Origin of the sequence: Brevibacillus sp. NSP2.1, from assembly GCF_000470975.2 — a bacterium.
Classification (GTDB): Bacteria; Bacillota; Bacilli; order Brevibacillales; family Brevibacillaceae; genus Brevibacillus; species Brevibacillus agri.
On sequence record NZ_CP048274.1, the window covers coordinates 4,226,867 to 4,244,862 of the forward strand.

Below are 17,996 nucleotides of genomic sequence, written 5' to 3' on the forward strand. Positions count from 1 at the left end.
AGGCAAAAAGAAACAGCCCGCGCAAATAGACAGATGTCCATTGCGCGGACTGCGGACTGCAGAAGCGGCTTGCTTTTCCACCATTATTTCATGCGCTGAATGTCGTAGCCTTTTTGTTTCAACTGGTCGAGAACCATTCCTTTCATCGCGTAATGGGCAGAGCCGATCACGACAAAAGAGGTGTGTTCTCCTTCCTGCTCCAGGAGCTGTACCAGCTTGCTCGCCATGTTGCGGTCCCGTTCCCCGAGCAGGCGCTGGTTCACTTCGCCAGCCCCGAACTGCCCGTAGGTTGTCAAGGTGTTGGTCAGCCCTTCCAGATCGCCTTCCACCCAGTCGCGCTGCATGTCTTGCAAAATTTTTCCCTGGTCGGCCAGTTGCTCGCCAGAGAGGATGCTGTCCAGCATAGTGTTCAATTCTTTTTCCTGCTGCTCGGCAGGCACGCCAGAGAGCAAGTCCGCCTGCAGCTTGATGCCTTCCAACTCGTGGATCGGCTTGTCGGCAAGCAGCGCTTTCGTCAGGAAGTAGCGGTCAATGCCCGTAATCAGGCCAACCTCGCCTTCCGCCGGATCGGAGAAGTAGCCGAATGTCGGCAGCGACAGCGTAACGGCAAACGGCTTCAGCGTATCAAAGGAGTTTTCCGGCAGCCCCAGGCTTGCCAGCACCTTTTGCAGCTTGCTGTACGTCTCGGCGGATACGTGGTCCTTTAATGTCGTACCGTCGCTGTACATCATTTTTTCGGTCATGTAGTCCATGTCGCCGCCGACGATGTCTGCCTCGACCCACAGGTCGTCAGAAGCTTCGAAGGCGTCGCGGATGCTTTTTTTCATCGGGTACATGTCCGTAATCCCGAGGTGGACGGAGCCGAGCAAGTACAGCGTGTTTTTGCCGTTCGTCACCTTCCACATCAGACCTGCGGCACCGCTGCCCGCTGTATCGTAGGCGAACTCGACGACCCGGCTTGCGAGCACCACTGCCTGTTCAACCGTCGCAGGCTGCTGCAGGGCCAGACCCGCATTACCCGTTCCTTTCACCAGCCCTTTTTTCTGCAAGTACGCCAAAGAGTCTTGCCCCGTCATTTCGAATGCGGCCGGCAGCTCGTAATTCGCCAAAAGCTTGTACAGAGAGGTCATGACCGTTTCGCGCGTGATGACTTTCTCTTGAGGAACCGACACAGCCGCTGCTTTTTTCTGCAAGCCAAGCGCATCGAGCTTTTTCTCCGTAGCCTTCATCAGTTCGGCAAACCGATCAGCAGAGATCGGCTGCAGAAATGCTTCGTCCTGGTACCATTGCAACGGGAAAATTCCGTATTTCTCGCCTTCGTTCAAGGTCGTCACAGCCCATGGGCTGACGCTGGGAACTGACGCTGGCGTCTTAGCATGAACCGGGTAGACTTGCCCCAATAAAATGGACAGGCTGAATACCCCTGCTCCCGCCCACCGGAAAAACTTGCTCCATCGCTTGTTTTTGTTCATAAAAAGAACTCCTCTCATGCTGTCAAGCAGACTCGCTCGTTATTTTCTATCAATGGTAGATTATACCACAGCAAAAAAATGCAAGTAACCCAAATGCTAGATTTGATTGGCTCATTTTGCGTTCATCCGCTCGACTCGTCCGGCTTTTTGCCGCTTTCCTCCCGGCGCTTATCTGTTATAGTAAAAAAATAACAACATCATTTAAGGAGGGATACGATGGAGTACGTCCGTGACTACGCCATGTACGCCGCAATCTTTGGGCTGTTCAGCTTCTCCTGGTTCGGCTGGGCGCAGGAAAAGCCCCGACCGGGCTGGCGCAACTATCTCGGCATGGCTGCAGGCGCCGCGCTGCTCGTCTGCCTCGTGGGCGTCTACCTGAGTGTAACCAATTGGCATGCCCCTTCCGCGCTGTCTGACCGGACTGCTTTTCAACGTTACTTGCTCCTCGTGTCTGTCGAATTTGCCCTTGCTCTGGCGGGAGCGCTTGTGCTCTTGAAAAAGCGGCGCAAGGACGAGATTGCCCCGTGGATTGCCTTGATCGTCGGCCTCCATTTTTTCGGGCTGAAAAATGTGTTTGCGGATGCGGGTTTATCCGTTTTGGCCGTGCTGCTGATTGTCGTCGCCCTTGTTTCCCGTCCGATCGCGCGCAAGCTGCAAGTGGCGAGCAGCGCGATTACCGGCATTGGCGTGGGGACGGCATTGTTTGCCTTTGCCATTTTGGGGCTGATCCGGTTTATGTCGGTGTAGCCGGTAGCTGGCCTTGAACAGCCCTATTTTTCCGAATCGTCTGACCACACTTTAAAAAGAAAGCCAGCGCGCTCTGGTTTGTCCGTTTTCATGCCCATTCCCCCTCGTTATGACTCGGCAAAATCGTTTTGCCACGAGTATGCTAAGCAAAAGGCATCTCGAATCATGTCAGCTTTCGATAGAGCCATCACTTTTTTTCGATAAAAGGAGCCAAAACACATGGATATAGATACCATCCGGGCTTTTGTCACGGTCGCCGAGCTGAAGAGTCTGTCTGCCGCCGCCTTTCGCATGAACCATCTGCAATCCAACATGACAGCGAAAATCAAAAAGATCGAAACGCATTACGAAAAGCAGTTGTTCATCCGCAGCTCCAAAGGAATGGAGCTGACCCATGAGGGAGAGAGGCTGTATGCGCACTATAAAAAGTTGCTGACCCTCTGGGAAGAAGCCGAACAGGAGATGCAGCAGCAAGACCCCAAGCTGCGGCTTGGCACGATGCAATCGGTCATCGGCTCGGAGCTGACGGCGGCGTTCACGGACCTGTACGATAAATATCCGCGGCTGTCCGTCACCTTGAAGACCGGCACCACCGAGGAAATGGAAAAAGCGCTGATGTCTGGCAGCATCGACCTCGCCTATACGATCGGCACATCCAGCAAGACGGAGCAGCTCCACTTCAAAAAAATCGGGACAGAAGAGCTTGTATTGATCGGCAAAAAAGCAAAGTCGGGCGTTTCGCTCCAGCATTTTCTGCAAGGCGAAACAATGCTCGTTTCCTCCAAGGAATGTCTGTGTACGGCGATTTTGCTGCAGCTTTACTCCGACCTTGGTTTGCCAGCAGCCCCCTTGACGGAAGTAGCCGTGCTGGAGACACTGTTTCAGTTTGCCGCTTTGGGCATGGGGATCGCCCTTTTATCCAAACGGATCGTCAGGCAGTTTGGGCTGACAGACTTTGTGGAGCTGCCCACAGAGCATCGGTATGTGGATAAATATTTGGTCACGCGGCAAGGCTATCAGCTCTCGCCGCTGGAAAGGCAATTTATCGAAGCGAGTCATTTCCTGTAGCCGTGCGCTTTCCGGGCACGGCTCTTTTTTTATCTGTTTCTGGCCTGGACAAGCGGTACAATAGAGGGAAACTACTTCACTTGCTGGAGGGGAAAAGCCTTGAGCTACACAAGTCCGAATTGGCACACGTCCGCACTGGTTACGATTGACACGCAAAACGATTTTACTCTGCCAAAACGCCCCGGCGGAAATTCCGGGCACTGCACAGGTGCTGCCGCATATACACAAGGCGCTGGAGGCTTACCGCGCGAGTCGTTTTCCGATTATTCACGTAATTCACCCATGCAAAGAAGACGGCTCCAACGTCGACCTGTGCCGCCGGGAAGCGATTGAAAACGGCGCGAAAATAGCCGCGCCAAATAGCGAAGGCGCAGAGCTGGTCCGCGAGCTTCGTCCTTCTGCCTACACCGCCCTCGACTCCGCTGCGCTGCTTGCCGGACGATTCCAGGCGGTGGGCGAGCAGGAATGGGTCATGTACAAGCCGCGCTGGGGCGCTTTTTATCAGACGGGGCTGGAGCTGTTTCTGCGGGAGCGCGGTATCGACACGCTCGTGTTTGCTGGCTGCAATTTTCCCAACTGTCCGCGAACCTCCATTTTGCGCCAGGTAGCCTGCTTTTCCGTCATTTACTCAACAAAAAACCAGGCGGCCCCGAATGGAGCGCCTGGTTTTGCCTTTTTCCGCCTGCAATCCTGCTTTTGCCTAGCGATTGCGGCTTCGGTAAAGCAAATAGATGAAAAAAGGGGCGCCTACGCCCGCTGTAAAGACGCCTGCCGGAACGTCGAGCGGTTGAAAGGCGAGCCGGGCAACCGTATCCGCAGACAGCAAGAGCAGGCTGCCGATCAGGGCCGCCACGGGAATGGCGCGGCCGTGAGACGGGCCGACAAGCTTTCGGGCGATATGCGGGCCGATCAGCCCGATAAAGCCGACGGCGCCCGCGACTGCAACTGCCGCCCCTGCCAAGGCGACGCTGATAAACAGCAGAATGCAGCGGTGAAGCTGCACGCGCGCGCCAAGCCCTGTCGCCAGCTCGTCCCCCAGCTCCTGGACGTCGAGGATGCGGGCGTACAAAAGCGCCAAAGGAATGAACACGATCGCCCAGGGCAGCATGGCGTACACGTTTTCCCACGACGCGCCGTATATGCTGCCCGTCATCCAGATGTACGCCTTGCTGGCCGCCGTAATCGGACTGAGGACGATCATCAGCATGGTCAACGCGCTGGTGACGGCAGCTACCCCGATTCCGACCAAAATCAGCCTCGTGGACGTCACCCCTTTTTTCCAGGCCAAAAAGTAAATCAACAGCGAAACGAGCGCCGCCCCGCAAAAAGCCGCCAGCGGAAGCCACCGCACACTGACCACTCCTGCCGTATAGGTGATGAACGCGACAGCGGCAAAAGCAGCTCCCCCTGTCACCCCGATCACATCGGGCGAAGCGAGCGGATTGCGGGCCACGCCTTGCAAAATCGCCCCCGAGACGCTCAGCGCCGCGCCGACGAGCACGGCGAGCAGAACGCGCGGAAGCCGGAGCGTGCCGACGACCAGCATCTGCTCCGGTGTGCCGTAGCCGAACAGCGTGCGCACGACGTCTGACAGCGGGATCAGTTTGCTGCCCAACTGCACGCTGACGACCATCCCGCCGACGGTGCACAGCAGCAATACCGCGAGTAGCAGCATCGTCTTCTGCGGCAGTAGCTGCGCAAAGCGTCCGGCCCAGCTTCGGATCGAAAATAGCCGATTCATTGCGATGCTCCTTTCGCGCGGTACTCTTTGCGGGCCGTATAAACAAAGAAGGGCGCACCGACGAGCGCCGTCATTACCCCGAGCGGCATCTCGGCGGGCATAATCAAAAAGCGGGCTGCAATATCTGCACTCACCAGCAGGATGGCGCCCAAAACCGCGCTGTACGGAATGACCCAGCGATAGTCGATGCCGACCAGAAAGCGGGCGATGTGCGGAATCACCAGCCCGACAAAGCCGATCGAGCCTGCGACCGCGACCGAGCTGCCCGCAAGCAGGATCACGGTGAGCGCAATCAGCAGCTTGACGAGGCCCGTTTTTTGTCCCAAGCCTTTGGCAACCTCTTCGCCTGTCGCCAAAATGTTGACAGACCGGGCCAACAATAGTGCCGCTACTCCGGCGAACAGCATGTAGGGCAACACCGGAAGCAAGCTGTCCAGCTCTTTGCCGGACACAGAGCCTGCCAGCCAAAACAGCACATTTTGCAGCCCGGACTCGTCCAGGACGAGCATTCCTTGTGTAAACGAAGCAAACAGCGCGGACATGGCCGAGCCTGCCAGCACGATTTTCAGCGGCGTCATGCCCCCTCGGCCCATCGAGCCGAGGAAGTACACGGTGAAAGCAGCTACGCCCGCTCCCGCAAAAGCGATCCAGACCAGTTGGTTCAGCGAGGAAATCGGCAGGACAGCCAATGCCGCCACCACAAAAAAGACAGCCCCGGAATTGATGCCGAAAATGCTGGGCGACGCCATCGGGTTTCGGGTCAACGCCTGCATGAGAGCGCCTGCCACAGCCAGGTTTGCTCCGATCACCGCAGCAAAAACGGCGCGCGGAAGCCTGGTCGTCATCACGATGACATGCTCCTTGAGCGAGGCGTCATAATCGCGAAACGATTCGATGACGGTCAGAAAGCGAATCGGCGTGCTGCCAAGGGCGATGCTTGCCACAAACAATCCCCCGAGGACAATGGCGCAGCCGATCAAGCCAAGCGCCTTGTAAACAGGCTGATGCAAGTATGAGCGCACAACAATCCTCCCTCGCTTTTTTCGCGAAAGCGATCGACAAGAAAACTGCTGACGCTGCTTGCGGTCAACAGTTTCCTCCCGCGTCCTTATTTCAACTCGTAAAATTCATACAAGTCTTCCAGCATGCCCAATGCCGCCAACGGGCCGGAGCCGTTGTTCCAGATCGCCGAATCCACCTCGAATACGCGATTGTTTTTCACCGCCCGCAGATTTTTCCAGAGCGGGTGCTCCGTCCACTCTTTGCGCAAATCCAGTCGTCCGTCGTCCCGGGTCGTGCTCGTCTGGTCGAAAATGATATCTGCGTCCATTTGCGCAATGTTTTCCTTGGAGGTCAGCTTCACTCCCCACTCTTCGCCTTTCTGGTTCGTCGGCCGCGCTACGCCCAGCTCGTCCAGAACGAGAGCGGAAAAGCCGGTGTACACGATGCGGGCGTGATCCGGGCGGAAGTCGACAATCCCGACCTGCAGATTGAGCTTGTCGCCCATTTTTTCCTTGAACGCCGCTACCTTTTGCGCCCATTCCTCTAAAAACTTGGCCTCTTCCGCTTTTTTGTTCAGCGCTTCTGCACTCAGGCTCAAGGTGTCTTTCCAAATATGCACCTCTTCGGTCATCACCGTCGGCGCAATCGCGGACAGTTGCTCGTAAATTTTTTCGTGACGGGTCTTGGAGGCAATGATGAGATCCGGGTGGAGAGCTACAATCTCTTCCAGGTTCGGCTGGTTTTCCGAGCCCAGGTTGGTCACGCCGTCCATCTTGTCTCGAATGTAGTTGTACCACGGCTGCTCAATCCACGACTCTACTGCGCCTACCGGCTTGACGCCAAGCAGCAGGGCGGCATCGGTGGCGCCCTGGAACAGCGTCACGACTTTGGTCGGCGTGCCTTTTACTTCTGTTTTTCCCATCGCGTGGGAAACGACCCGGACGTCCTGTTGTCCCGCGTCTTTAGCTGGTTCGGCCGCTGCTTGCGGCTGGCTTTGCGCCGGTTGTGTCTCCGTCGTCCCCGCTGTTGCCGTTCCTTGCCCGCTCGCTCCGCAGCCTGCGAGCACGAAGGCAACGAGAAGCACGGCGCTGAAAATGAACGACCATTTTTTATCGATCAACACTGCTGTTTCCCCCTTTTGTTTTTCCGACGATTTCCTTGTCAATAGAAAGCTCACTGGCGCTTTTCTGCGCTTTCGTGCAGCGGGCCGATATGCGGAAGCACCATGAATTTCATCCATAGCTGGTTTAGGAGCAGCAAAACGGCCGAGCCGACAAAAATCAGCGGCAAGCCGAAACCGCTCGCAATCGCTCCCATGGCAAACGTCCCCGCCATGCCGCCCAAAAAGACGGCACAATTGTGGTAGCTGTACGTCCTGCTCTCCATTCCTTTTGGCGCGTACTGCCGCAGGAGAACGTGCAGAGAGGGCATCATCCCGCCCAGGCATGCTCCCGTGCAAAAGCGCAGGGCGATGAATTGCCATAATTGTTGGACAAAGGCTTGCGGCACCAAAAAAACGATCGAACCGAACACGGCGAGGTTGAAAATCCGGTGGGAGCCGAACTTGTCGCCCCACTTTCCGAGTTGGGGAGCCGCGAGCATATTGGCAAGGCCCATGACCGCCGTCGTCACGCCCGCCATGATAACTACGTTGTCCTGATCGGGAAGCAACTGTTGGACGTACAGCGGGATGAGCGGCAACGTACCGACCATCGCTGCTCTGGCGATTGCGGCAGAGACGAACAGCGCGCCGAGCGGCTTTTTGCCCGCGATGTGCCGCAAATCGGCGAGAAAGTTCGTTTTCTCCACAAGCCGCTGCTCGTTTGCCACACGCTCTTGCACCCAAAAAACGATCATAATGGCGGCAAGCAAAATGCACAGACCTGTGTAGCAAAAGACGGCGCTAAAGCCGAAGCGGACAGCGAGCAGACTGCCCAAAAGCGGGCCGCAGATCGTTCCCCCGACCGCGCTGGCGTGCAGGATGCCGAGCGCATAGCCGCTGCGCTCCTGCGGCGTATTCGTTGCGGTAAAAGCGACAGCAGCCGGGCTGAAACCTGCCATCATCCCGTTTGCCAGCCGCAAAACAAGCAACTGCACAGGACTGGTGACAAATCCCATCAGCGTAATCGTGACCGCGAGACCGAAGCCGGAGCGAACGATCATCAGCTTCCGGCCGTGCCGATCCGCCAGCTTGCCCCACAGCGGCGAAAACAAAAACGCCGTCAGCAGATTGGCGACGTAAATCGCTCCTGCCCACCAGAGAACTTCGCCGGGATCAGACACGCCCATCTCCTGCAAATAGAGCGGCAAAAACGGAGTGACGCAACTGAGCGAGGCCATCGTCAAAAATTGCCCGGCGCACAAAATAAACAGATTCCGTCTCCACTTTTCCACCGTGCTGACACGATCCTCTCTCGCTGTCATCGGCTTTTCGCTCTCGGGCAAGCCGAGCAGAAGCCTTCGCGCGAAGAAACCTTGTAATGATAGCAGCACGTCTTGCGAATCCGGCCCGGTCGCACTGTCGCTGCTCCAGGCCCGCTGTCGCCAAACTCGCAAAACTGCGCGAACGGATTTTGTTCTTCCCCGAACCATGGGGCAGGCGCGTGCTTGAGCAGGCAGGCAAAGTCAGCCTGGACGCGCTCCCGCAGTTCGCTTCCCGCCTCCGCTTTGATCCGCTTTTCGTACAGCGAAAACAAACGGACCGCCGTGTTTTCCCACAGCACCATGCGCGGAATGTTCGCCACGCGGGAAATCGTGTGCCACAGCGGTGCGATATGTCCGGCGAACAAGCTGCGGATGATCTGCTCCCGCCACTCGCTCCTGTCCCCGGCAGCGAACGCGCGAACGTCCGACGCGCGTACATGGAGCCGCGACAGCCATGGCTCGCCCGGCTCCTTTGCCAAAACGAGCTGGCATTGCCCGATGTCCAGCGTGACTGCTTTGTTGTACACCGTCATGGCGTACAAGATGGGGGCAACGGTCAAAAACGCGTACCTTTTGGCAAACAGGGAGGCGGTCACTTTCAGCGAAGGGGCGTGCAAATAGCCGCTCATCCGCGCGAGACAGTCCGCGCACGTCTTTTCATCCAACAACTCTGTGACCGGAATCAACTCTCCCGAGCGCACGGGTACGCCATGGGTCAGGCGAAAATGCTCCGCCACATACGCCGATTCGTCCGCTTCTAGCCAGTTTTTGTTCATCAAATGCTCTCCCTTTGCGGGCAGAGATGAGGCGGTCAGGACAACAGCGCGTCTGCAATTTCATCCACTACCCGGTTAATCGCGACAGGCCCGTAAAAGCCGATCCACATCGTCGTGTCGAACGTGCGCACATGGTTGGCTTTGACCACGCTCAGGTTTCTCCAGAGGGCGGACTCCTGGTAGGCGCTGGTCAGCGCGGCGTTCGTATCGTCCTGCAACACAAAGAGGTGGTCGGCATTCAGTTCGGTCATGGCGTCCAACTGGATGTACGAGCTGGTCCGCTTGCTGTCCATCGCCATCGGCGGCGGCGCGATGCCGAGATCCCGGTACAAAATCCGTGCCGTCCGGTGCGCCGTCGTGTGCAGCCGGATCATGTTGTCGCGCGGCCGGATCAAGGAAACCGTCTTGCCCCCCAGCTTGGCCGCAATCGCATCTTTCAGATGGACGATCTTTTGGTTGTACGCGTCAATCACGTTTTGCGCCTCCTGCTCTTTGCCGAGCATTTTTCCCAGCACAGGAAGCGTCGTCCGCCAGTCGTCGTTTCTGCCGAGCATCACCGTCGGGGCAATCGCGACCAGCTCGTCGTACAGACGGGCATGTGTATCCGTGCAGACAATCAGCTCCGGCGACAGCTCGGCAATCGCGGTCATATCCGGATGATCCTTTGTCCCCAGCCTTTTGATCGCGCTCATTTTCTCGCCCAAATATTCCGGCAATCCGGACGGGCTGGTCGTGGCAAATACGCTGCCTGCTGGCAAGTGGCCGAGTGCGTACATTTGATCGATGTACTGGTAATCGAGCACCGCAATTTTTTCGGGCAGTCGATCCAGCTCCAGTTCGCCTCGCAGATGCCTGATGTACTTGCTTGTCGTTTTTGCCACTCCCCCCTCAGGGTCTGCCTGTTTTGCACGCTTGCTCCTGTGCGCTGCCAGAGCAGCCGAAGCAGGTGCTGTTTTCGATTGAGAATGACTCCCATTCTCGTTATTAATACTATACAAGGGCACGCTTTTGCCGCCAATGAACGATGGCGACAAGCCGGATGGATTTTGACGACAAAGTTCGGGTTGCCCGGCCATTTTTCTGAATTGGCTGGGGGAGATGCCGACGTATTTTTTGAACAGGCGGCTGAAGTAATAGCTGTCTGTAAAGCCGACAGCCTCGGCAATGTCCATCAGCGGCACATTCAGTTTCAGCAGCAGGTCCTTGGCCTTTTCCAGCCGGACGCGGAGCAGGTATTCCATCGGCCCCACCGCAAGCGCTGCCTTGAACAGCCGCTGCAACTGCCGCTCCTGGCAGCCTACCTGGCTCGCCAGCGCATGCAGCGTCATTTTCTCGGAGAACTGCTCCTCGATCAAGCGGATTGCCTTGTCCACCAGACTCTGGGCAGTCGGCTCTTCTGCCTGCTCCTGGCGCTGCTGCAGCCATTCGTACACAAACTGATGCAAGAGCGCCTTCGCGTGGAGCCTGTCCAGCATGCTCGCCTTCTGCCATTTCTCGTGCATCTGGCGGACTGTGCCAAACAGCGGCAGCGGATAGCGCGGCGTAAAGCTGTGCGCGAGTTGAAAAGGGTCTCGCTTCTGCTGCAGCCGCAACAGCTCCTCGCGGCACGGCAGAGCCAGGGTCGCCTTGTATTGCAGCAAATAGTATTCGAGTGCTTCCTGCACGTAATCAATCGCGAGTACCGTGCCTTTTCCGGCGTGGCAAACATGATAAGGGCCCGCCTGATACTGCGCTTCGTCAAGCAGCACGCGAGCCTTTCCCTGTACGGTACACAAAAATGAGCCTGCCGTAAGCTGGTGCGCGCGCAGGCTGTCGCCTGGCTGGATCACCGCACGGCGGACGTCCACTACTTTGAGAGCTGCGTGATTCCATAACAACAAATCGTCCTGAAATGACAACTCCCTTTCCCTCCTGTTCTGTGCTGTGGCGTCGTGGAATTAGATGTGGGTCTATTATAAAGATAATGATTCTCATCATCAATAACGAATCGCCCCAAGCGACAGTCGGCGTATGCGCCTGGCGAGCGAATTAGAAAACTTGGCTGCGTCAATGGCTTGGCGCAGCCTTCGTTGCCCTTATACTGGATAAGAATCTTATAAACTCTTATCGGTATAAAAAAACACAGCCTTTGCGATAGCTGTGCGGTGACCAAGCGTTATTTGCTCTCGACAAACGTAATTTTTTTCATCAGCCGCCGGATTGCTTTTGGCCAAAAGTAAGCGGCGGGAAACGCCAGCGAAAAAGCCATCGGCCATGCCTTGAGCCAGCGCTCGAGCAGCATGGAGTTGAAGCCGAAATTCACCAGCATCATGAAGAACGACAAAATACAGGACATGCCCAGCGCCATTAAAAACGTAAAGACAATCGCTTCGTATTTTTTCGGGATTTTCACACGCATCACCTCGCTGATTTTCCTGTTTCTTCCTATTAAAAGGCAACCGTTCTGCGCGACGGTTACCCGATTAATTATGGTAGCTTAAAGCAAAATAGCGAAGCCGTCAACGCTGCAAGTGTCGACGGGACAAGAAAAAAACCTTTGCTGTATCGCAAAGGTTTTTCAGCAACGCTGCTCTTGTTATTCCCTCATCCGGCTGGCGACGGCTTCCGCCAAATCTGTCGTCAATTGCGGGACGTGTGACTTCAGGATCGAGTTCACCATGGGGGCCTTCAAGCCTTTTGCCGTAATGTCGAGAAACCCGGTCATTTTCGTGCGCTCCTCCCCCAACGCCTCTGCCCGAAAGTAGCCTTCTCCCGTAAAATTCTCGTTGATTCCGGTCAGTGTAAACTTCACTTCCGTCGGCTCGTTCCACTCGGTAATGTCCACCTGCAGGCTGATTTGCTTTTTCATAATCCCGATGTCGCCGGTAAACGTCCAGGTCACGCGCCGCTCATGGATCACTTCGTGGCTGATGTAGCCTGGCACGAGCGGAACCCAGTTCTCCAGCACGCTGACAAATTCCCAGATCGTCCCGATCGGCAGCGGCAGCTCGATATCGTGGATGCCTTGAGGCATGGTTGCTCATTCCTTTCCCCTGGTTGTTTCGGATGTCTCGTAATATGTATGGCTTTAGGGGGCAGGATATTTCGGGAAAATGTGTCGTTGTCTTTACACAAGCTGCTTCCGGTCGGGCTTGCCCAGGCCGGTGTAGGCGATGCTGTCAACGAACACAATCTCTTTTGGCAACTGATACCTGGCGACTCGCGGGCGCAGCCAGCCAGCCCAGCAAAGCTTCCTCGGTCAGCCCGGCATGGCTCGCAGGCTGCACGAAATGCCCCGGGAAAGAACTTCCTTGATGGGTTTCGAGTATTCTGGGTTTCGGCGAAGCCTCTGGGAACTCATTTATGTTTGTATTCGTATCCTTCGGGTTTAAGCGTTGCACTAAGAGGTATTATCTCTCCGTTTTTTTCAGTATAAAAGTATCTTACATCGGGTTCATCAGCAAAAATAACTTCTACACTAAAAAGCGGAAGCTTCCCAAAAACGCCATCTACACTAGCTATTGTTTTCTCATCGAGATTTTTCTCCGTAATGAGATATTGGCGTACTTGATTTTCTAAGCTTAACAAAGTTCCTTGAACATATATAACTGGAGCAGCGATCAGGATTAAGATCAGGAAAACTATAATCATTGTTTTTTTGTGCATTTTCGTTATCCCCCAAAAAATCGGTTGTAAAAATGATGCTTTTTTTCCGTAAAGAGTGAAAGCGATAATGGGGAATTTTAATCTGATAGACCCCACTGTTCTAAGTTCATCTGGCACGCATTTTACTATGGTTCTAATCTCGACATTACTGGCAGAGGTCTTAGCGATCGCAGTAGAGCAACCCCACATTTATCCAAACACCGGAAAATAATTTCTTTGATAGGTTTCGAGTATTCTCAGTTTCGGTGAAGCCTCTGGGAACTCATTTATGTTTGTAGTTGTATCCTTTAGGTTTAAGCGTTACATGTACAGGTACTATTTTTCCGTCTATTTCAGTATAAAAGTATCTTACATCGGGTTCATCAGCAAAAATAACTTCTACACCAAAGAACGGAAGCTTCCCAAAACGGCCATCTAGACTAACTATTGTTTTCTCATCAATATTTTTCTCGGTAATGAGATATTGGCGTACCTGATTTTCTAAGCTTAACAAAGTTCCTTGAACATATATAACTGGAACAGCGATAAGGATTAAAACTAGGAAAGCTATTATCATCATTTTTTTATTCATTTTTGTTTCCCCCCAAAAAAGTGGTTGTAAAATGATGCTTTTTTTTCCTTGAATAGTGAAAGCGATAATGGGCGCCTTATTATCGTTAATCAACTATATAGGAGGAATTTTATATGGCAACTGACAGACCACAGTATCCTGGCACTAACACGGATATGAAGCCAGGAGACGTATTGTACTCGAAAAAAAGCTTTTCGACTTTTTTTGTTGGACACGTGGCAATTGTAGGACCGGACTACGATATCATTCACGTTCATCCGGACGGACCTGGATTAGTTGACGATATTGATGGCTATGTTTCTCTATTTAAGCCCGGCGATAAGATCCAGGTTCTCCGTCCCAGGAGTGGAGCTTCCAAAGCTGCTAAATGGGCAATCAACCATATTGATGACGTAAAGAAATACTATTTTAATATGGACTTGGATAATATCGAGCTTAGTTATTGTTCTAAGTTCATCTGGCACGCATTTTACTATGGTTCTAATCTCGACATTACTGGCAGAGGTCTTACTGATCGCAGTAGAGCAACCCATATTTATCCAAGCGATGTTCGAGATTCAGAGGACTTTGCATCAGTAGGAACTATCAAACGTTAAGAAGAAGGTCAAATAAAGCCTCGCATTAGCGGGGTTTTATTCCTTGCACAGATTTCCCAACTCTGTAATTTATACCCCAAACGAAGAGAAAAATCCTCTTTTTACCATCTAACAAAAAATGTATTGATTTGTTAAAATAAGTTGCTTTTTACTTTGTTCATTTACCTATAAGATGGGATGGTGAGAAGCATGAATGATGAACTACTAAAAGAAGAGTGTAGGAGAGTTATAAAAAGGATTGCTTGGCGGTTGCAGTATCAAGCAAAGAAGATTTCCGCCCGAGAGCTTCCGATCATAGAAAATATATGTGGGCAGAATCAAATATTTTCTGTAGATTCTAAGTTGTATGTAGAAGAAATGTTGAATTCCCTTCCATCTAAAGCAAGATTCATTATCGAGCAAGTAGTTATCAATGGGGTTCCAGAAGAAATAGTAGCAAAGCATTTAGGTATATCCCAACAAGGCGTAAATAAATACAAACGGAAATATTTAGGGTTGCTTCGGAAAAAAATAGAATCTGACTCTTGAGACTCCCACGGCTAAAGCCGCAAGCCTTCCACATTACGGTGTACGGGTGGGATTCTTGAATGACTAAACGTTCGCAGTCCATTTCTGTTTTGAACAGCCTTCAAGATGAGGACATCTCATTGCCCCTCCTAAGACAGTGCATATAGCATCTTAGGCTGATTGACTGTTACCATCAATCACAGGTGCATATCGAATGTTCATAGCACCGACTAAATCACGATGTTTTTCGAATCCACATTTGCATTTATACTTACGGTCTTGTGCCTTATTCTTCTCAGAGCATTTAGGGCATGTCTGACTTGTGTATGCAGGATTCACATGCTCAACTCTAATACCAACTAAATTCGCTTTATATTCAATGAACTGAGACAGGCGATAAAATGACCAAGTACGCAGATTCTTTTCGTTTTTACGGCTTGTTCTTGCCGTCTTTTGATAGGGGTGAATGGCCGGAAGCGGCGAAAATCGCTTTCACCAGCGCCATGTGGTTTTGGCATAGAAAGCCGACCTTTTTGCCGCGGACAAGTCCGTATTTCTCTCTGCATGCGGATGTGTCGTTGTCTTTATACAAGCTGCTTCCGGTCGGGCTTGCCCAGGTCGGTGTAGGCGATGCTGTCAACGAACACAATCTCTTTTGGCAACTGATACCTGGCGACTCGCGGGCGCAGCCAGTCCAGCACAGCTTCCTCGGTCAGCCCGGCATAGCTCGCAGGCTGCACGAACGCTTTCAGCCTTTGCCCAAACGCTTCGTCGGGAATGCCCACCACAGCCGCGTCCTCTACGCCCGGATGCTCGGCCAAAATGCGCTCCAGCTCGATCGGATACACATTTTCTCCGCCGGATACGACCATGTCGTCTGTCCTTCCGCATAAAAAATAATACCCGCGCTCATCCCGATAGCCCAGATCCCCTGTCTCGACCCATCCGGTCCGGGTGGAAAAAAGCGCTCCCCGCCTTCGCACGCAAAGCTGCCCGATCTCGCCTGCCGCGAGCTTTTGCCTGTCCCTTCCCCGGACGTGCAAGCCGACACCGCCGATTTTTTTGCCGATGGTGTGCGGTGCGGACGCCAGGTCTTGCGGAGTTGCGACGGCACAAAGGCCCGCTTCGGAAGTTCCGTACAGGTTGAACAAGACCGCTCCCAATTGGCCGGACACTTCGGCGGCAAGTGCGGGCGTTAGCGGCGCGCCGCCAGAAGCGATGCAAGCGAGAGACTGCAAGGCGCTCGCGTTGTGCCGCAGCATTTTTCTCAGCATGAGCGGAACGACCGTCACGGCGTCGACCTTGTGCTTTTCGATCAGCGCACAGGCGTTGGCGGCGTCGAAGCCGGGCGTTATCACGACTTTTTTGCCCAGCGCAAGGAACAAGAGCAAGATCGCCAGCCCGTATCCGTGGCAGATGGGCGTAGCCACATAGGCAGTATGGCAGCCCAGCAGCCGAAGCCGCGTCAGCAGCGCCAAAAACGGCGGCAAATAGTGGAACAGCGACGGCTTGTGCGCGACTTTTTTCGGCTGCCCCGTCGTCCCTCCTGTCAACAGCATGATGTGCCCGGCAGATGCCCGCTTTGGCGATTTTGGGGTGGCGGCAGCCGTTTCATGCCACTCGTGCAGCAGCCGATTGATGGCGGGCAACTGGTCGTAGTAGCTGTGCAGCCGCACGGTCCTGTGCGCCGCCTGCTCAATGCGGGCCGTCCCGTTGGCGTCGTGGACGAGCAGGTCGAGCTTCGTCTCGTCCAGCAGTTGCGCAAGCTGCCTTGCGCTCATCTCCGGATTGAGCAAATAAATGTCGCACCCCGTGCCGGAAGCGGCGAAAATCGCTTTCACCAGCGCCATGTGGTTTTGGCATAACAATCCGACCTTTTTGCCGCGGGCAAGCCCGTATTTCTCCCTGAACGCCCAGGCGAGGCGTTCGGAGTCGCACCACAACTGCCGAAAGCTGACGGCTTCCCGTTCGTCGGCCAGGGCAATCTTTTGGCCGTACGTGCGCTGCGCGACCTGCAACAGCGTCATCAGGTTGGTTCCGTATCGGCAGATGGCGGCGAGCAGCCTGCCGATTCCTGCTGGCGTCAACAGCTTCATTTTGTACAGCGTCGCAAGCAAAAACGCGATCCGCACCGTCATCCCCCCTTTTTTCGCAGCCAGCGCGGAGTGAGGCGCTCCCACAGTCCTCTGCCCAACACCGAGGCCAGCTCCCCGAACAAAAGCCACCACGGCCGCCAGCTTTTTCGTCTCGTGCACATGGATTTGGCGATGACCCGGGCGGCGTGCTCCGCGCTCATGGCGGGCATGCTGCGGTAGGCGGCAGTCGGCGCGATCATCGGCGTTTTTACCAGCGGAAAATAAATCGCAGTCGTGGCGATTCCTCGCGCGTTCCACTCCGGCGCCGCCGAGCGAAACCACGTGTCAAAGGCTGCCTTCGAAGCTTGGTACGCCGCCCAGTACGGCAGCGGAACTAGCGACGTGTTGATCGTCGAGATATGGATGATTTGTCCGTTGCTTCTGGCAAGCTGCGGCAGAAGAGACAGCAGCAGCCTGACCGGGGCGAAGTAATTGATCGCCATCGTGCGCGTAAAATCGTGGTGGCGGTCGAGCGAGTCCATGATCGAACGCCTGATGGACAAGCCCGCGTTGCTGACCACGATATTTATCGTGTCTGCCTGCTCGCACACCCAGGCGAGAAACGACTCCAGTTCAAGCGGCTCGCGCAAATCCGCCCCGAAAACGCTGACGGTAGCCGTTCCATGCCGCTCGATTTCCCGCTTGAGCTGGCAAAGCTTTTCCTCTCTTCGCGCCACCAGCAGCAACTGTACCTCGCAGCGCCCCAACAAATATGCGAGCTGCTCGCCAATCCCGGAGCTTGCCCCTGTAATGAGGATCGTCTTGCCTGCAAGCGAGCGTGCCAGCCTTTTTTCGTCCAGGACGGCTGGCCAAAACAGCAGTTTTTCCAAAAGACTGTACGTATGCATCGGCATGACCCTTTTTTGGCAAGTAGTAGATTTCTCCTTATTTTCCTCGACTCTGCCCCGGGAAACAAGAACGATCTGTTTTGTCCACTGTGATCTTGGTCACAATGTATCGCCGAAAAAATGGCTTATACTTGACTCGTATTCATCTTCCCTACCACCAAAACCGCATGAAAGGGCTGATGCCGTCAAGATTGCGACGAGTCAGTTGGCGCTCGTGTTCCTGTTCTCATTTTTTCGTGTTCACAGCGATCATCGTCGTCGTCCTGGCGATGGTCTGGTTCGGCACAGGCTCCATGGTCCCGGTGTTTGTCGTGGCTGTGCTGATGTTTCCCGGTACCTATTTGAACACGGCAGACGGCTGGCGCAGCATCGACACGGCCAAAGTACTCGCCTGGACGCTCGTCAGCATTTTCATCATCTAGCTGAACCACGCTGTCATATCCCCGCTGCGAAAATTTATTTTA

Annotated in this window: 19 protein-coding genes and 2 pseudogenes; 6 read left to right on the top strand and 15 right to left on the bottom strand. The window is 54.3% G+C overall.

What is annotated here, in order from left to right:
* Positions 1 to 83: 83 nt before the first annotated feature.
* Positions 84 to 1,472 carry a TraB/GumN family protein gene (locus M655_RS20515; protein ID WP_005829679.1) on the bottom strand — a complete coding sequence of 463 codons (1,389 nt, stop codon included), beginning with the start codon at positions 1,470 to 1,472 and terminating at the stop codon, positions 84 to 86.
* 216 nt (positions 1,473 to 1,688) lie between these two features.
* On the opposite strand from M655_RS20515, the gene M655_RS20520 reads away from it, so the two are divergent.
* The 3 genes and pseudogenes from M655_RS20520 to M655_RS28130 all read left to right on the top strand — a co-directional run.
* On the top strand, positions 1,689 to 2,219 hold the full coding sequence (locus M655_RS20520) for a hypothetical protein (protein ID WP_026557702.1): 531 nt from the start codon (positions 1,689 to 1,691) through the stop codon (positions 2,217 to 2,219).
* A 219-nt stretch (positions 2,220 to 2,438) separates the two neighbouring features.
* Complete coding sequence (locus M655_RS20525) at positions 2,439 to 3,287, top strand: LysR family transcriptional regulator (protein ID WP_025843951.1); 849 nt, start codon at positions 2,439 to 2,441, stop codon at positions 3,285 to 3,287.
* Between the two features lie 472 nt (positions 3,288 to 3,759).
* Positions 3,760 to 3,810 (top strand): annotated as a pseudogene (locus M655_RS28130) (hypothetical protein); the annotation flags it as partial.
* A 177-nt stretch (positions 3,811 to 3,987) separates the two neighbouring features.
* On the opposite strand, the gene M655_RS20535 reads toward M655_RS28130, so the two are convergent.
* The 10 genes from M655_RS20535 to M655_RS20580 all read right to left on the bottom strand — a co-directional run bounded on the left by M655_RS20535 (position 3,988) and on the right by M655_RS20580 (position 13,446).
* Positions 3,988 to 5,028, bottom strand: a complete 1,041-nt coding sequence (locus M655_RS20535) for a FecCD family ABC transporter permease (protein ID WP_025843950.1) — start codon at positions 5,026 to 5,028, stop codon at positions 3,988 to 3,990.
* Positions 5,025 to 6,050 carry a FecCD family ABC transporter permease gene (locus M655_RS20540; RefSeq protein ID WP_026557701.1) on the bottom strand — a complete coding sequence of 342 codons (1,026 nt, stop codon included), beginning with the start codon at positions 6,048 to 6,050 and terminating at the stop codon, positions 5,025 to 5,027. The genes M655_RS20535 and M655_RS20540 overlap by 4 nt, the downstream gene beginning before the upstream one ends.
* A gap of 86 nt (positions 6,051 to 6,136) precedes the next feature.
* The gene (locus M655_RS20545) at positions 6,137 to 7,153 is read right to left on the bottom strand and encodes an ABC transporter substrate-binding protein (protein WP_007778690.1); all 1,017 of its coding nucleotides are present in this window, start codon (positions 7,151 to 7,153) and stop codon (positions 6,137 to 6,139) included.
* 50 nt (positions 7,154 to 7,203) lie between these two features.
* Entirely contained in the window at positions 7,204 to 8,454 is a 1,251-nt protein-coding gene (locus M655_RS20550) for an MFS transporter (protein ID WP_026557700.1), read from the bottom strand.
* Complete coding sequence (locus M655_RS20555; protein WP_026557699.1) at positions 8,451 to 9,230, bottom strand: IucA/IucC family C-terminal-domain containing protein; 780 nt, start codon at positions 9,228 to 9,230, stop codon at positions 8,451 to 8,453. Before M655_RS20555 ends, M655_RS20550 begins: the two co-directional genes overlap by 4 nt.
* A 35-nt stretch (positions 9,231 to 9,265) precedes the next feature.
* Complete coding sequence (locus tag M655_RS20560; RefSeq protein WP_026557698.1) at positions 9,266 to 11,128, bottom strand: helix-turn-helix domain-containing protein; 1,863 nt, start codon at positions 11,126 to 11,128, stop codon at positions 9,266 to 9,268.
* A 257-nt stretch (positions 11,129 to 11,385) separates the two neighbouring features.
* Positions 11,386 to 11,628 carry a DUF2798 domain-containing protein gene (locus tag M655_RS20565; protein WP_206699328.1) on the bottom strand — a complete coding sequence of 81 codons (243 nt, stop codon included), beginning with the start codon at positions 11,626 to 11,628 and terminating at the stop codon, positions 11,386 to 11,388.
* Between the two features lie 177 nt (positions 11,629 to 11,805).
* A complete protein-coding gene (locus M655_RS20570; RefSeq protein ID WP_005829702.1) occupies positions 11,806 to 12,243 on the bottom strand; it encodes an SRPBCC family protein in 438 nt (145 codons plus the stop codon).
* 323 nt (positions 12,244 to 12,566) lie between these two features.
* Entirely contained in the window at positions 12,567 to 12,875 is a 309-nt protein-coding gene (locus tag M655_RS20575) for a DUF3139 domain-containing protein (protein WP_005829704.1), read from the bottom strand.
* A 262-nt stretch (positions 12,876 to 13,137) separates the two neighbouring features.
* Positions 13,138 to 13,446 (bottom strand): DUF3139 domain-containing protein, encoded by a 309-nt coding sequence (locus M655_RS20580; protein WP_026557697.1) that lies wholly within the window; start codon positions 13,444 to 13,446, stop codon positions 13,138 to 13,140.
* 113 nt (positions 13,447 to 13,559) lie between these two features.
* Between M655_RS20580 and M655_RS20585 the strand changes: the two genes are divergently transcribed.
* Positions 13,560 to 14,042 (top strand): C40 family peptidase, encoded by a 483-nt coding sequence (locus M655_RS20585; protein WP_007778682.1) that lies wholly within the window; start codon positions 13,560 to 13,562, stop codon positions 14,040 to 14,042.
* Positions 14,043 to 14,231: 189 nt separating this feature from the next.
* Positions 14,232 to 14,570: a hypothetical protein gene (locus M655_RS20590; protein ID WP_005837207.1), complete on the top strand. Its 339-nt coding sequence runs from the start codon at positions 14,232 to 14,234 to the stop codon at positions 14,568 to 14,570.
* Between the two features lie 150 nt (positions 14,571 to 14,720).
* On the opposite strand, the pseudogene M655_RS20595 reads toward M655_RS20590, so the two are convergent.
* From M655_RS20595 to M655_RS20610, 4 genes and pseudogenes are all read right to left on the bottom strand, one after another.
* Positions 14,721 to 15,005, bottom strand: a pseudogene (locus tag M655_RS20595) (transposase); the annotation flags it as partial.
* Complete coding sequence (locus tag M655_RS20600; protein ID WP_286085873.1) at positions 14,980 to 15,141, bottom strand: hypothetical protein; 162 nt, start codon at positions 15,139 to 15,141, stop codon at positions 14,980 to 14,982. The pseudogene M655_RS20595 and the gene M655_RS20600, both read right to left, overlap by 26 nt.
* Positions 15,134 to 16,681 (bottom strand): AMP-binding protein, encoded by a 1,548-nt coding sequence (locus tag M655_RS20605; RefSeq protein ID WP_286085874.1) that lies wholly within the window; start codon positions 16,679 to 16,681, stop codon positions 15,134 to 15,136. Before M655_RS20605 ends, M655_RS20600 begins: the two co-directional genes overlap by 8 nt.
* Positions 16,682 to 16,683: 2 nt before the next feature.
* Positions 16,684 to 17,532: an SDR family NAD(P)-dependent oxidoreductase gene (locus M655_RS20610; RefSeq protein WP_026557695.1), complete on the bottom strand. Its 849-nt coding sequence runs from the start codon at positions 17,530 to 17,532 to the stop codon at positions 16,684 to 16,686.
* Positions 17,533 to 17,711: 179 nt separating this feature from the next.
* Between M655_RS20610 and M655_RS20615 the strand changes: the two genes are divergently transcribed.
* Positions 17,712 to 17,954, top strand: coding sequence for a hypothetical protein (locus M655_RS20615; protein ID WP_152344111.1), 243 nt, complete (start codon positions 17,712 to 17,714; stop codon positions 17,952 to 17,954).
* Positions 17,955 to 17,996 lie beyond the last annotated feature (42 nt).